The sequence below is a fragment of the Geodermatophilus sp. SYSU D01119 genome, from assembly GCF_054049975.1.
This window is the reverse complement of record NZ_JBJGYL010000026.1, coordinates 51,867-65,374: the sequence shown is the minus strand read 5'-3', so window position 1 is coordinate 65,374 and position 13,508 is coordinate 51,867. Positions and strand designations below refer to the sequence as shown.

Annotated in this window: 12 protein-coding genes; 7 read left to right on the top strand and 5 right to left on the bottom strand. The window is 77.6% G+C overall.

All coding sequences use genetic code 11. The features are described 5' to 3' along the window. Positions 1–47 precede the first annotated feature (47 nt). The 4 genes from ACI79X_RS18445 (at position 48) to ACI79X_RS18430 (ending at position 8,101) form a co-directional block, all read left to right on the top strand. The gene (locus ACI79X_RS18445) at positions 48–1,274 is read left to right on the top strand and encodes a DUF6986 family protein (RefSeq protein WP_457026871.1); all 1,227 of its coding nucleotides are present in this window, start codon (positions 48–50) and stop codon (positions 1,272–1,274) included. Between the two features lie 21 nt (positions 1,275–1,295). Then, positions 1,296–6,386, top strand: a complete 5,091-nt coding sequence (locus tag ACI79X_RS18440) for a SpoIIE family protein phosphatase (protein ID WP_457026870.1) — start codon at positions 1,296–1,298, stop codon at positions 6,384–6,386. A gap of 81 nt (positions 6,387–6,467) precedes the next feature. After that, positions 6,468–7,565: an anti-sigma factor RsbA family regulatory protein gene (locus ACI79X_RS18435; protein WP_457026869.1), complete on the top strand. Its 1,098-nt coding sequence runs from the start codon at positions 6,468–6,470 to the stop codon at positions 7,563–7,565. A 32-nt stretch (positions 7,566–7,597) separates the two neighbouring features. Further along, positions 7,598–8,101, top strand: coding sequence for a MarR family winged helix-turn-helix transcriptional regulator (locus ACI79X_RS18430; RefSeq protein ID WP_457026868.1), 504 nt, complete (start codon positions 7,598–7,600; stop codon positions 8,099–8,101). A gap of 91 nt (positions 8,102–8,192) precedes the next feature. Here ACI79X_RS18430 and ACI79X_RS18425 read toward each other — a convergent pair whose 3' ends face one another. Next, positions 8,193–9,206 (bottom strand): ATP-dependent DNA ligase, encoded by a 1,014-nt coding sequence (locus ACI79X_RS18425; RefSeq protein WP_457026867.1) that lies wholly within the window; start codon positions 9,204–9,206, stop codon positions 8,193–8,195. 240 nt (positions 9,207–9,446) lie between these two features. On the opposite strand from ACI79X_RS18425, the gene ACI79X_RS18420 reads away from it, so the two are divergent. Further along, the gene (locus ACI79X_RS18420) at positions 9,447–10,019 is read left to right on the top strand and encodes an NADPH-dependent FMN reductase (protein ID WP_457026866.1); all 573 of its coding nucleotides are present in this window, start codon (positions 9,447–9,449) and stop codon (positions 10,017–10,019) included. 42 nt (positions 10,020–10,061) lie between these two features. Here the strand turns inward: ACI79X_RS18420 and ACI79X_RS18415 are convergent, their stop codons facing one another. After that, positions 10,062–10,604 carry an NUDIX domain-containing protein gene (locus tag ACI79X_RS18415; protein WP_457026865.1) on the bottom strand — a complete coding sequence of 181 codons (543 nt, stop codon included), beginning with the start codon at positions 10,602–10,604 and terminating at the stop codon, positions 10,062–10,064. Positions 10,605–10,638: 34 nt separating this feature from the next. On the opposite strand from ACI79X_RS18415, the gene ACI79X_RS18410 reads away from it, so the two are divergent. Next, complete coding sequence (locus tag ACI79X_RS18410) at positions 10,639–11,136, top strand: DnaJ family domain-containing protein (RefSeq protein ID WP_457026864.1); 498 nt, start codon at positions 10,639–10,641, stop codon at positions 11,134–11,136. Between the two features lie 42 nt (positions 11,137–11,178). Here ACI79X_RS18410 and ACI79X_RS18405 read toward each other — a convergent pair whose 3' ends face one another. Then, a complete protein-coding gene (locus tag ACI79X_RS18405; protein ID WP_457026863.1) occupies positions 11,179–11,541 on the bottom strand; it encodes a nuclear transport factor 2 family protein in 363 nt (120 codons plus the stop codon). A 17-nt stretch (positions 11,542–11,558) separates the two neighbouring features. Next, positions 11,559–11,972, bottom strand: a complete 414-nt coding sequence (locus tag ACI79X_RS18400) for a hypothetical protein (protein ID WP_457026862.1) — start codon at positions 11,970–11,972, stop codon at positions 11,559–11,561. Positions 11,973–12,060: 88 nt separating this feature from the next. On the opposite strand from ACI79X_RS18400, the gene ACI79X_RS18395 reads away from it, so the two are divergent. Next, the gene (locus ACI79X_RS18395) at positions 12,061–12,873 is read left to right on the top strand and encodes a helix-turn-helix domain-containing protein (protein ID WP_457026861.1); all 813 of its coding nucleotides are present in this window, start codon (positions 12,061–12,063) and stop codon (positions 12,871–12,873) included. Here the strand turns inward: ACI79X_RS18395 and ACI79X_RS18390 are convergent. Next, positions 12,850–13,458 carry a TetR/AcrR family transcriptional regulator gene (locus tag ACI79X_RS18390; protein ID WP_457026860.1) on the bottom strand — a complete coding sequence of 203 codons (609 nt, stop codon included), beginning with the start codon at positions 13,456–13,458 and terminating at the stop codon, positions 12,850–12,852. The genes ACI79X_RS18395 and ACI79X_RS18390 overlap by 24 nt on opposite strands. Positions 13,459–13,508 lie beyond the last annotated feature (50 nt).

The window sequence follows — 13,508 nt, the reverse complement described above, 5'->3', positions numbered from 1 at the left end:
GAGCTCGCGGGCCCCTGCACGAGGGCCGGACTCATCCGGGCTGCGCCGTGACCCTGGACGAGGACGTCTACGCCGAGCTCGACCGGCGGCTCGCCCCCGTCGACGCCGCCCGGGCCGCCGCCTACCCGGGGGAGCGGCCGGGCCGGCAGCCGGTGCACACCTGCTACGTGCCCGCCGACGCCGTCGTCCCCGGGCTGGCCGCCGCCTGGGGCGCCGCGGCGCTCGCCGCCCTCGACGAGCACGGCCTGCCCGACCTCGGGTACCCCGCCGCGCTGCTGGACGAGGTGCTGCCCCGGGTGCGCGCGAAGCTCGCCGCCGAGCCGGTGGAGGACCTGCGGGTCGACGCCGAGGACGGCTACCGCGGCTCGCCCGACGCCGAGGACGGCGACGTCGTGCGGGCCGCGGAGGCGGTGGCCGCCGACCTCGCCGCCGGCGCCGCGCCGCCGTCGGTCGGCATCCGGGCCAAGTCGCTGGAGGGGCCCACCCGCCGCCGCGGCGTCCGCTCCCTCGACCTCTTCCTCTCCGCCGTCCGCGCGCGGACGGCGGTCGTCACCCTGCCGAAGGTGACCGATGTCGAGCAGGTGCGCGCCTTCCTGCCCGTGCTCGACGCGCTGGAGGAGGCGCACGGCGTCGCGGTCGACCTGGAGCTGCAGGTGGAGACGCCGCAGGCGGTGCTCGGCGGCGACGGCGCGGTGACCCTCGCGCGGATGGTGCACGCGGCCGGCCCGCGGCTGACCGGCCTGCACCACGGCACCTACGACTACAGCGCCGCGCTGGGCATCGCGGCGGCGCACCAGTCCTCCGACCACCCGGCGCTCGACCTGGCCAAGCAGCTCATGCAGGTCGCCGTCGCCGGCACCGGGGCGCGGGCCGTCGACGGGTCCACCAACGTCCTGCCCGTCGGCCCGCGGGAGCAGGTGCACGCCGGCTGGCGGGTGCACGCCGGGCTGGTGCGCCGGGCGCTGGAGCGCGGGCTGTACCAGGGCTGGGACCTGCACCCCGCCCAGCTGGCCACCCGGTACCTCGCCACCTACGCGTTCTTCCGCGGCGCCCTGCCGGCCGCGGCCGCGCGGCTGTCGGCCTACGTGGAACGGGCCGACGCCGGGGTGCTCGACGAGCCGGCCACCGCCCGCGCGCTGGCCGGCGTGGTGCTGCGCGGGCTCGACTGCGGCGCCGTGGACGACGCCGAGGTGGCCGCCGCGACCGGACTGGACCGTCCCGTCCTGGACGGCCTGGCGGGACGCACCGGGGCACCGGCCCGCGGCAGCGCCTAGGCTGCCCAGCGTGGTGGCGCGGTGACCGGGGACGCGCGCACCTCGCTCTTCAGCGGCGGTGGCGAGGTGGGCCGGGAGATGGCCGCCCGGGACTGGTCGGCGACCTCCTTCGGCCCGCCCGAGCAGTGGCCGTCGGCGCTGCGCAACCTCGTGCGGATCGTCCTCACGTCGCGGTTCTCGATGTGGGCGGCGTGGGGTCCCGAGCTCTCGTTCCTCTACAACGACGCCTACCAGCGGGACACCCTGCAGGGGAAGCACCCGTGGGCGCTGGGCCGCCCGGCGTCCGAGGTCTGGGCGGAGATCTGGGACGACATCGCCCCCCGGATTGAGTCGGTCCTCGAGACCGGGACCGCCACCTGGGACGAGGACCTGCTGCTGTTCCTCCAGCGCAGCGGCTACCCGGAGGAGACGTACCACACCTTCTCCTACAGCCCCGTCGCCGACGACGACGGCCGCACCGCCGGGATGCTCTGCGTCGTCACCGAGAACACCGACCGGGTGCTCGCCGAGCGGCGGATGGCGTGCCTCCGCGACCTCGCGACGGCGGTGGCCGCCACGCGCACCGAGGCCGACGTCCTGGCCGCCGTCCGCGACCAGCTCGCCCGCAACGACGCCGACCTGCCCTTCTCCGCCACCTACCTCGTCGACGAGGACGGCACCGCCCGGCTGGGCGCCACGACCGGCCTGGTCCCGGGTTCGGCCGCGGCGCCGGAGTCCCTGGCCGATGACGCGGTGTGGCCGCTGTCCCGGCTGCGCGCCGAGGAGCACGTCGTCGTCGACGGTCTCGAGCGCCTCCCCGGCCTGCCCACCGGCGCCTGGGACCGCCCGCCGGCGCAGGCGCTGGCCGTGCCCGTCGCCTCCCCGGTGCCGGACGCCGCCGGCATCGCCGGCTTCCTCGTCGTCGGCCTCAACCCGCACCGCGTCCTCGACGAGGCCTACACCGGCTTCCTCGAGCTGGTCGCCGGCCAGATCGCCTCAGGCCTGGCCAACGCGCGCAGTCACGCGGCCGAGCGGCGCCGGGCCGAGGCCCTCGCCGAGCTCGACCGGGCCAAGACCGACTTCTTCAGCAACGTCAGCCACGAGTTCCGGACGCCGCTGACGTTGATCATGGGCCCGGTCGCCGAGCTGCGGTCCTCGCCCGCGCTGGCCGCCGACGCCCGCGCCGCGCAGGAGCTCGAGGTCGTCGAGCGCAACGCGCTGCGGCTGCAGAAGCTGGTCAACACCCTGCTCGACTTCTCCCGGCTGCAGGCCGGGCGCATCGACGCCTGTTTCGAGCCGGTCGACCTCGCCGCGGTCACCACCGAGCTGGCCAGCGTGTTCCGCTCCGCCGTCGAGCGCGCCGGGCTCACGCTCACCGTCGACTGCCCGCCGCTGTCCGGGCCGGTGCACGTCGACCGGGACATGTGGGAGAAGGTCGTCCTCAACCTGCTGTCCAACGCGCTGAAGTTCACCTTCACCGGCGGCATCACCGTGCGGCTGCGCGAGCGCGACGGCGCTGCGGTGCTCACCGTGGCCGACACCGGCACCGGCATCCCCGCCGCCGAGCTGCCCCGGCTGTTCGAGCGGTTCGCGCGGGTGTCGGGCGCCCGCGCCCGCTCCGGTGAGGGCAGCGGCATCGGGCTGGCCATGGTGCGCGAGCTCGCCGGGCTGCACGGCGGGACGGTCGACGTCGAGAGCACCCCCGACGTCGGCACCACCTTCACCGTCACCGTGCCCACCGGCACCGCGCACCTGCCCGCCGACCGGGTGGTGCCCGGGGCGGCCGAGGCGCCCGCGGTGTCCCCGGCGGCCACGCCCTTCGTCACCGAGGCGCTGCGCTGGCTGCCCGGCGACGCCCCTGAGGACGGGGCGGTCCCCGCGGCGGCCCGCGGCGTGCGCACCGGCCGGGTCCTGGTCGCCGACGACAACGCCGACATGCGCGACTACGTCGTCCGGCTGCTCGCGCCCGTGCACGAGGTGCGGGCGGTCTCCGACGGCCGCGCGGCGCTCGACGCGGCCCTCGTCGACCCGCCGGACCTCGTCGTCAGCGACGTGATGATGCCCCGGATGGACGGCATGCAGTTGCTCACCGAGCTGCGCGCCGACCCCCGCACCGCCCGCGTGCCGGTGGTGCTGCTCTCGGCCCGCGCCGGGCAGGAGGCCGCCGTCGAGGGGCTCGCCGCCGGCGCCGACGACTACCTGGTCAAGCCGTTCTCCGCCCAGGAGTTGCTGGCCCGGGTCGACGCGCACCTGCAGCTGGGCCGCGCCCGGCGGGAGGCCGAGGAGCGGTTCACCGCCATGGCCGACCTCGCCCCGGCGCTGATCTGGGTGGCCGACGTCGAGGGCCGCCGGGTGTTCCTCAACGCCGGCTGGACCGGCTACACCGGCCGGTCCCGCGCGGCCGAGCGCGGCGACGGCTGGCGCGCGGGCCTGCACCCCCAGGACCGCGAGCGCTACGACGCCGCGGTCGCCGCGGCCACCGCCCGCGGCGAGGGCTGGGAGGTCGAGTTCCGGCTGCGCCGGGCCGACGGCGCCTGGCACTGGCTGCTGGAGCGGGCGGTGCCCATCGGCGGCAGCGGCGGCCCCGGCGGCTGGGTGGGCAGCTGCACCGACATCAACGCCCGCTACCAGGAGACCGAGCGGCAGACGCTGCTGGCCGAGGTCGGCACGGCGCTCGACCGGGAGACCGAGGTGGAGGGGCAGCTCGCCGAGCTCGCCCGGCTGATCGTCGACCGGCGGCTGGCCGACGTCTGCACCGTCCGGGTGGTCGGCGACGACGAGCGGCTGCGCTACGTGGGCCGGGCCAGCGTCGACGGCGGCCTGCGCGAGGACCTGGGGCGCATCGAGGCGCACGGCGGCATCGGCCGGGAGGTGCTCGAGCGCGGCGCCTCCGTGCTGCGCCCGCGGCTGGCCGGTGCCGGCGACGGCGGCGTCCGGCTGGACCTCAGCTCGGCGCTGGTCGTGCCGCTGCGCGTGCGCGGACGGGTGCGCGCGGTGCTGGCGCTGGGCCGGCAGGACGACGCCCCGCCCTTCCACGACGACGACCGCGCGCTGGCCGAGGAGATCGCCGCCCGCGCCGCGCTGGCCCTGGACAACGCCCTGCTCCTGGCCGACGAGCGGGCCACCGCCCGCCGGCTGCGGCTGCTGCAGCGGGTCACGGCCGAGCTGTCGGCGGCCACCACGCCCGAGGACGTCGCCCGCACCGCGGCCGGCCACCTGGTCACCCTGGCCGGCCACGACGCGCGCGCCGGGGTGTTCGAGCTCGACGACACCGGTCGCGGGCTGCTCCTGCTGTCCCTCACGTGCGACGACCCGGTCGACCGGGCCCGGTGGTCGGCGGTGCCGCTGTCGACGCCGCTCGCGGTCACCACGGCGGTCACCGAGCGCCGGCCGGTGTGGATCGACGACATGGCCGACTGGCCGGGCGCCCGGGGCGAGCTCGCGCCCGACCAGGCCGAGACGCTGCGCTCGTTCGGCCTGACCGCCACCGTGGCGCTGCCGCTGCTGGTGGCCGGCCGGGTGGTCGGCGTCGTCGGCATCGGGTTCCCGCGGGCGCGCACGTTCTCCCCCCCCGAGCGGGGCATGCTGCTCGCCGTCGCCGAGCAGTGCGCGCAGGCCCTCGACCGCGCCCGCCTGTACCGCGCCGAGCAGGGCATCGCCCAGACGTTGCAGCTGAGCCTGCTGCCCTCGCAGCTGCCCCGGCTGGAGCGCCTGGCGCTGGCCGCCCAGTACCTGCCCGGCGCGGCCGGCACGTCCGCCGGTGGCGACTGGTACGACGTCGTCGAGCTCGGCGACGACCGGGTGGGCATCGCCGTCGGCGACGTCGTCGGCCAGGGCCCGTCGGCCGCGGCGGTCATGGGGCAGCTGCGCAGCGCGCTGTCGGCGGCCCTCCTGCAGGGCTCCGCGCCGGCCGAGGCGCTGGAGCTGCTCGACCGCTTCGCAGCGCGGCTGCCCGGCGCGCTCGCCTCGACGGCGGCCTGCCTGGTGCTGGACTGGCGGGCCGGCACGGTGCGCTACGCCCGGGCGGGGCACCCGCCGCCGCTGCTGGTGGCCGACGGCCGCGCCGGCTTCCTCGAGGACGGCGCGGGCGCGGTCCTCGGCGCCCCGGGCCGCCGTCCCTACCCCGAGGGGTCGGCCGACGTCGCCCCCGGCACCACGCTGCTGCTCTACACCGACGGTCTCGTCGAGCGCCGCGGCGAGCCGCTGGACACCGGCCTGCAGCGGGTCGCCGACGCCGCCGCAGCGCTCTCCGACGTCGCGCCCGCGGGGCTGACCCGGGAGCTGCTCGCCGCCGTGCTGGACGAGACGGCGCTGCCCGACGACGTCGCGGTCATCGCCGTGCGCGTCACGCCGGCCCCGCTGCACGAGACCCTGCCCGCCGACCCCGCCCGGCTGCGCGGCGTCCGGCGCACGGTGACCGCCTGGGCCCGCGCGGCCGGCCTCTCCGAGGACAGCGTCGACGACCTGCAGCTGGCCCTGGGCGAGGCGCTGGCCAACGCCGTCGAGCACGCCTACGCCGGCAACGGCGGCGGGGGCCGCTGCGAGTACCGCCTCGAGCGGACCGCCGACGGCAGCGTCGACGTCTGCGTGCGCGACGAGGGCGTGTGGCGCCCCGCGCCGGCCGACCGCGGCCACCGCGGCCGCGGGCTGGAGCTGATCTCGGCGCTGGCGACCGACGTGGAGGTGGCCCGCACCCCCGACGACGAGGGCGCGGACGGCACCGGCACCACCGTGCGCTTCCGCTTCGTCCCGGCCGGTCCGGGCCCGGGCGGGTCGGCGGTGCGGCTGCGGCCGGTCGCCGAGCCGGGGGAGCCCGCCCGGCTGACGGTCCACCGGGAGCGGGACGTGCTGCGGCTGGAGGCGGCCGGCGAGGTGGACCTCGCCGCTGCCGGCGCGCTGCGGGCCGAGGCGCTGCGGGCGCTGGAGGAGCTGCCGGCCGGCGGGCGGGCGGTCCTCGACCTGCGCGCGGTCACCTACCTGGCCAGCGCCGGTGTCGGGCTGGCGCTGGAGCTGCGCGCGGCGGCCGCCGCCCGGCGTGCCCGCCTCGACCTGCGCACCGCCGAGGGCAGCGCGCCCCAGCGGGTGCTGGCCCTCGGCGGGGTGCTCGAGGGGACCGGGGACGGCGGGGTCTGACCCCGGTTGCCCTCCCCGTCCGGAGGACCGGCGGCCCACCCCCGGAGCGATCACCCGGGGACATGGCCCACAATCGGAGAGATGGGCCGGAGCAGTCCCGGCCCCGGGGTGGTCGAGGGGCCAGTGGACCGAGGCACGGGGACGTCGCCCGCGAGGGCTGAGCCGGGGCCGGGCGCGCCTGCGCCGGGCCCTGCGGCGGCCGCGCCCGCCGGCCGGGGCCTCGTGCACACCGCGGCGCTCGTGCGCGACCCGGGCGAGGTCGTCGACGTCGCCGCCGCCTTCCTCGACGAGGGCTTGCGGGCCGGTGACCTGCCGCTGCTCGCCGCCCCGCCCGAGGCGGCCGAGGCCGTGCGCCGGGCGCTCGGGGTCCGGGCCGACGCCGTCGAGGTGGACGGGCGGATCTGCCTGCTGGGGGCTCGCGCCCCCGACGCCGTGGGCGCGATGCGGACCGTGCTCGACCGCGCGGTGTCCGGCGGCTCGGGCCGGCTGCGCGTCCTGGCCGTGACGACGTTCGGGCCCGACCCCCGGCGCTGGCGGGAGGTCCGGCGCTACGAGGCGGTCTCCAACGCGCTCGTGTCGCCGCTGCCGGTCACGGCCATGTGCGTCTACGACCGGTCCGCTGTCCCGGCCGAGGCGCTGGACACCGCCCGGGCCACCCACCCCGAGCTGCTGATGGGCGGCCTGCGGGTGAGCAACTCGGAGTACGTGCTGCCCGACCCGTGCCTGCGCGAGCTGGCCGGCGCCCGGGAGCCGCTGGAGGCGGGCGCGCCCGTCTTCGCCGTCGACGACGTGCCGACGCTGCCCCGGCTGCGCGGTGCCCTGCGTGACGTCCTCGCGGCGGTCGTGCCCGACCCCGACCAGTGCGCCGACGTGTACCTCGCCGCGAGCGAGGTGGCCGCGAACGCCTTCCGGCACGGCCGCCGGCCCGTCTCGGCGCGGGTGTGGGCCGACGAGCGCACCGTCGTCTGCACGGTCACCGACTCCGGGCGCGGTCACGACGACCCCTTCGCCGGCTTCGTGCCCGCGCACGGCGACGACCTCGCGGCCGGCGGGATGGGGCTGTGGCTGGCCCGCAAGCTGTGGGACTCGGTGGACCTGCTCCCGGGGCCGGCGGGCGGGCTGACGGTGCGGCTGGCCACCACGCTGCACGTCCCGTCGTCCGGCCGCGGGGCGGCTTGACGCTGCCGTTGTCTCACTGCTGAGGTACCGGGGTGGAGGATGCCGTCGACCTCATCCTCGAGCAGTGGGCCCGGGAGCGGCCCGACCTCGACTGCTCGCCGATGGGGGTCATCGGCCGGATCACCCAGCTGCAGCGCGAGGTGCACCTCGCCCAGCGCGCCACCTTCGCGCGGCACGGCCTCGACGCGCCGTCCTTCGACGTCCTCGCGGCGCTGCGCCGGGCCGGGGAGCCCTACCAGCTCACCCCCACCGCGCTGATGCGCACGGCCCTGGTCACCTCCGGGGCGATCACCCAGCGGCTGGACCGGCTGGAGGAGAAGGGGCTGATCACCCGCACCCGCAGCGAGGCCGACGGGCGGGCCGTCGTCGTCACCCTGACCCGGGCCGGCCGGGAGGCGCTCGACGCCGCGCTGCCCGACCACCTGGAGACCGAGCGCGGCTTGCTGGCCGGGCTGTCGGAGGCCGAGCTGGCGCAGCTGTCCGGGCTGTTGCGCCGCTTCCTGGTCACGCTCGGGCGGCTGCCCCAGCGTCCGTGACCGCAGCCCCGTGACGGCGGCCCCGTGACGGCGGCCCCGTGACGGCGGCCCCGTGACGGCGGCTCCGTGACGGCAGCGCCCGTGACGGGCCTCAGTCCGCGGGCGGGACGTCCTCGGGGCGCAGGTCGCGGCGGACCCGGACGAAGCGCAGCGGGTGGCGGAACACCCCGGCGGTCAGGGCGGCGTCGGCGCTGACCTCGACGACGGCGGTCGGCTCGACCCGGGTCAGCGCCACCGACAGCCGCCCGCCGCCGAAGCGTCCGGTGCCGATCCGCTCGGGCCAGGGGTGGTCGTCGCCGGCGGGGGTGAGGACGGCGGCCAGCTCGGCCGACTGGGCGGGCGTGAGCGGACCGGTGCGGCCGACGACGACGAGCTCGCCGTCCCGGTACCGGCCGGCGACCAGCTGGCCCGGCTGGTCGAGGGGACCGATGACGCCGCCGGCGACCACCTCGGTGGTGTCCCACGTCTTGACCTTGAGCCACTCCCGCCGGCCGCCGGCGTAGCGGGTCGCGGCCCCCTTGGCGACGACGCCCTCGACGCCGAGCGCGCGCAGGTCGGCGGCCCACTGCCGCGCCTCGGCCGGGTCGGCGGTGACGGGGGAGAGCTGCAGCGGCGGCGCCCACCGCCCGGCGAGCTCCTCCAGGGCGGCGCGGCGGCTGCGCAGGGGGCGGCGGCGCTGGTCGGCCCCGCCGGCGGCGAGCAGGTCGAAGGCGACGTAGGAGGCCGGGGAGGCGGCGGCCAGGGCGGCCATCCGCGACGGCGGGGTGACCAGGCGCCGCTGGAGCAGGCCGAAGTCGAGCCGCTCGCCGTTCCAGACGACCACCTCGCCGTCGAGGACCGTGCCAGCCGGCACCTGCGCGAGGGCGGCCGCGGCGACGTCCGGGAAGCGGTCGGTGAGGTCGCGGCCCTGCTTCGACCACAGCCGGGTGCCGGTGGCGCCGCGGACGACGACGAGCCGGTAGCCGTCCCACTTGGGCTCGTACCGGCAGCCGCCGGGCAGCGCGTCGCCGGTCGGCAGGTCGCGCACCGGCTTGGCCAGCTGCACCGCGACCGGCCCCGCGAGGTCGCGCGGCAGGCCGGGCAGGCCCGGGGCGGAGAGCGGCACCCGGCCAGCGTCGGGGGTGCCGCGGCGGTCCGCAGGCCCCTGAGCTGCCGGGTCACCCCATCAGGGCATGTCCGCGACGCTCCGCGACGGCGGCGGAAGCGGGCACGAGCGGCCCTCCGGTGTCGAGGCACGATCGGGTCACGGGCTGCGGGCCGGATCACGCCGCGTCCGGGGAAGCGGTGCGCGCGGGCGACGGTTGAGCACTCAACGACACGTCCCGTCGTCGTCCGGAGGTCCCCGGTGTCCCGTCCCGTCCTGCAGGTGGTCGCCGCCAGCACCCGTCCCGGCCGCCGGGGCATCGCCGTCGCCCGCTGGGTGCAGCGCCTGGCCGAGGCCCACGGCGCCTTCGACGTCGAGCTCGTCGACCTCGCCGAGGTGGGCCTGCCGGTGTTCGACGAGCCCGACCACCCGCGGCTGCGCCGCTACGTGCACGACCACACCCGGCGGTGGAGCGCGACGGTCGACCGCGCCGACGCGTTCGTGTTCGTCACCCCGGAGTACAACCACTCGTTCCCCGCGTCGCTGAAGAACGCCCTGGACTACCTGTCGGCCGAGTGGGCCGACAAGGCCGCGGGCCTGGTCACCTACGGCGGCGTCTCCGCGGGCCTGCGCGCCTCCTCGGCGCTCAAGCCGGTGCTCGGCGCGCTGCGGGTGCACACCGTCCCCGAGGCGGTGTCGGTGCCGTTCTTCGCGCAGTTCCTCGACGAGGACGACGAGTTCGCGCCGAACGCCGAGCTCGAGGCCGGAGGCACGGCGATGCTCGACGAGCTCGCCCGCGTCACCGCGCCCCTGCGCACCCTCCGCGCCGCCTGACGTCGTCTCCGCCTCCCGCGCGCGGAGGTCGCCTTCGTCGCGCTAATGGCTCCTCAGGAGGAGCAGGGCCCAGGCGGCGAGGGACGGGCCGTCGGTGAACCGGCCGTCGGCGACCATGGCGCGCAGCTCGGTCTCCGTCACGAACGCGCTCACCATGTCGGCCTCGGTGGCCTCGCGTGCCGTCGGGCCGGGGGTGAGGTCACCGGCCAGCCAGACGTCGAACTCCTGCGTCGACAGGCCGGGCGCGAGGCCGAGCCGGCCGAGGTGCTCGAGCCGGCCGGCCCGCAGCCCGGTCTCCTCGGCGAGCTCGGTGCGGGCCAGCTCCTCCGGGGTCCCGCCCTGCCCCGCCGCCAGCACCTCGGCGGACCAGGTGCCCTGCGGGAACTCCCACGCCCGCCGCTGCACGGGGTGGCGGAACTGCTCGACCAGCCAGAACCCGCCGCGCTCGGCCGCCAGCACGACGGCGAAGTGGGGCTTCTCGACGACGGAGTAGACGCCGGTGGAGCCGTCGGCCCGCTCGACGGTGTCCTCCCGCAGCCGGATCCAGGGGTTGCGGTAGACCTCCCGGCTGCCCGTGGTGCGCATGCAGGGGAGCCTGGCAGAGGCGGACGATGGGGGCGTGACCGACCGCAAGCCGCCCGGGGTGTCCTTCGAGACCTGGGTCGAGCGGCAGATCGGCCAGGCGCAGGAGCGCGGTGACTTCACCGGCCTGCGCGGCACGGGCCGGCCGCTGCCGGCCTTCGACCCCGACGAGACGGTGTTCGACTGGGCGGTGGCCAAGGCCCGCCGCGAGGGCATCGCGCCGGCCGAGATGCTGCCGCCCGGGCTGGCGCTGCGCCGCGAGCGCGACGACCTGCCCGCCCGCGTCGCCGGGCTGCCGTCGGAGGACGCCGTCCGCGCCGTCGCCGAGGACTACAACGCCCGCGTCGAGGCCTTCTGGCGCCGGCCGCAGGAGAGCCGCTGGTCACCGGTGCCGGGCCTGGCCGACGTCGAGGCGCTGGTCGAGGGCTGGCGCCGGGACCGCCCGCCGCCCCCGCCGCCGGCCGCGGAGGTCCCGGCCGTGACACCGCGGGACGTGCCACCGCGCCGCCGCTGGTGGCAGCGGCGGCGCGGCTGACCTCTCCCGCGATCACGGCGCGGGGCGGGGCGGGCTGTGCGGTCAGGACGGGACGCGGTCGAGGAAGCCGAGCACGGTCCGGATGCGGCCGTCCCCGTCGGTGACGGCGACGTCGAACCCGGTCACCGGGGCCTCGGCGCCGTCGGGCCCCAGGTGCCACGTGAAACGCACCTGGTCGTGGTGGGCGTCGGCGTCCCCTGCGGGCCGGAAGACGAACCCGGGGAACTGCGCCTGGACGGCGCCGATGAGGCCGGCGAGCTGCTCGCGGCCGGTGACGTCGGCCATCGGGTCGGTGTAGCGGACGTCCTCGGTGAACAGCTGGTCGACGAGCGCCCGCCGGGCGGCGGGGTCGGTCTCGTTCCAGGCGGCGAGGTAGCGGACGGCGAGGGCGGGGGTGGCTGGCACGGCGGGTCTCCTTCGGGTCAGCGGGTGCGGAGGGTGGCGAGCTGCAGGGCGGCGAACCCCGCGACGACGGCGGCCTGGAGCAGCACCCAGGCGGTGCCGGCGGCGGTGAGGTCGAAGCGGTCCGCGACGACGGCGGCGACGCTGCCCGCCGTCCACAGCAGGTTGGCGGCCACGACGACCTCGACGGCGCCGCCGCGGACCGGCCGCCCGGTGGCGACCAGCGCGACACCGGCCGCGAAGGCCACCAGGAAGCCGCCCAGGCCGCGCAGCGCCCCGGCGGGGACGCCGAGCAGGTCGGCCAGCAGCGGGGCGGCGGCGAGGTAGGCGAGGCCGTTGGCCCCGGTGACGACGGCGTCGAGGCGCAGGACGGTGCGCAGCGGGTCGGCGCCCAGGAGGGACGGGGTGCGGGGTCGGGGGGTGGTCGTTGTCATGGCCGGAACGGTGGCCCCGGTGGGGAAGCGCGTCGATTACCTGCGAGGTAGGCGACGCCGGCCCCCGTCGTCACTAGCGTTCCCCGCCGTGAGCACCGCCGTGCGCCCACCCGTCGGGGAGCTGCTGCGCGGCTGGCGGCAGCGCCGCCGGCTGTCCCAGCTCGACCTGGCCGCCGAGGCCGAGGTCTCCGCCCGGCACCTGAGCTTCCTCGAGACCGGCCGGGCTCGGCCCAGCCGGGAGATGCTGCTGCGGCTGGCCGAGCGGCTGGAGGTGCCGCTGCGGGAGCGCAACGAGCTGCTGCTGTCGGCCGGGTTCGCGCCCGCCTACGGCCGCCGCGGGCTCGGCCACCCCGGCATGGCCGCCGTCACCCGCGCGCTGGACCTCGTGCTCACCGCGCACGAGCCGTTCCCGGCGCTGGTGGTGGACCGCTCGTGGGAGCTGGTGATGGCCAACCGCGGCGTCGACCTGTTCCTGGAGGGGCTGCCCGCGCACCTGCTCGAGCCGCCGGTCAACGTGCTGCGGCTGAGCCTGTCCCCGGAGGGGCTCGCGCCGCGGGTGCTCAACCTGCCGCAGTGGCGGGCGCACGTGCTGCACCGGCTGGCCCGCGAGGCCGACCTCACCGGCGACCCCGCGCTGGCCGCCCTGCACCGCGAGCTCGCCGCCCTGCCGGGCGGCAGCGACCGCTCGACGCCGGACGGCATCGCGGTGCCGCTGCGCCTGCGGGCCGGCGACGACGTCCTGTGCTTCCTCAGCACGGTGACCACCTTCGGCACCGCCGTCGACCTCACCGCCGCGGAGCTCTCGGTGGAGGCGTTCCTGCCCGCCGACGCCGCCACCGCCCGCTGGCTCACGGCCCGTTCAGCCGGGTCCCGGGCGTCACGCCGGGGTGACCGCCCCTAGCCCGCGCAGCAGGACGGTGGTCAGGCGGTCCACGTAGCCGGGGTCGATGTCGGTGTGCCGCACCACCAGCCGCCAGTACAGGGGAGCGCCGATCACGTCGAGCGCGAGCTCGACGTCGAGGTCGGCGGGGAGCTCGCCCCGCTCCACGGCCCGGCGCAGGACGCCTCCGAGAACCCGCCGGCGCGGCTCACCGATGGTGGCGGCCACCGCCTCGGCGAGGGCGGGGTTGCGTCCGGCCTCGGCGATGAGGTCGGGGAAGAACCGCGAGAACTGCGGATGGGTCAGCCACCCCCGCATCGCCTCCAGCGCGGCGACGACGTCCCCGTGGAGGCTGCCGGTGTCGTGGACCTCGGCCAGGGCGACGCTGAAGTCCCCGAGCACCGTGAGCACCATGTCCTGCTTCGACGGCCAGCGCCGGTACAGCGCGCTCTTGCCGACGCCCGCGCGCCGGGCGACGGCGTCCATGGACAGGCGCCCGTAGCCGACCTCCGCCATCTCGTCGAGCACCGCCGCGGCGATGGCTTCGGTGACCCCGGGTTGGAGCACCGCGGCCCCGGTGGGTGTCCGCTTCGTGGCCTGCGTCACGAAAAGTGAGTCTAGGGGATGGACGGGACGGTCCCGTCCCACCTACCGTC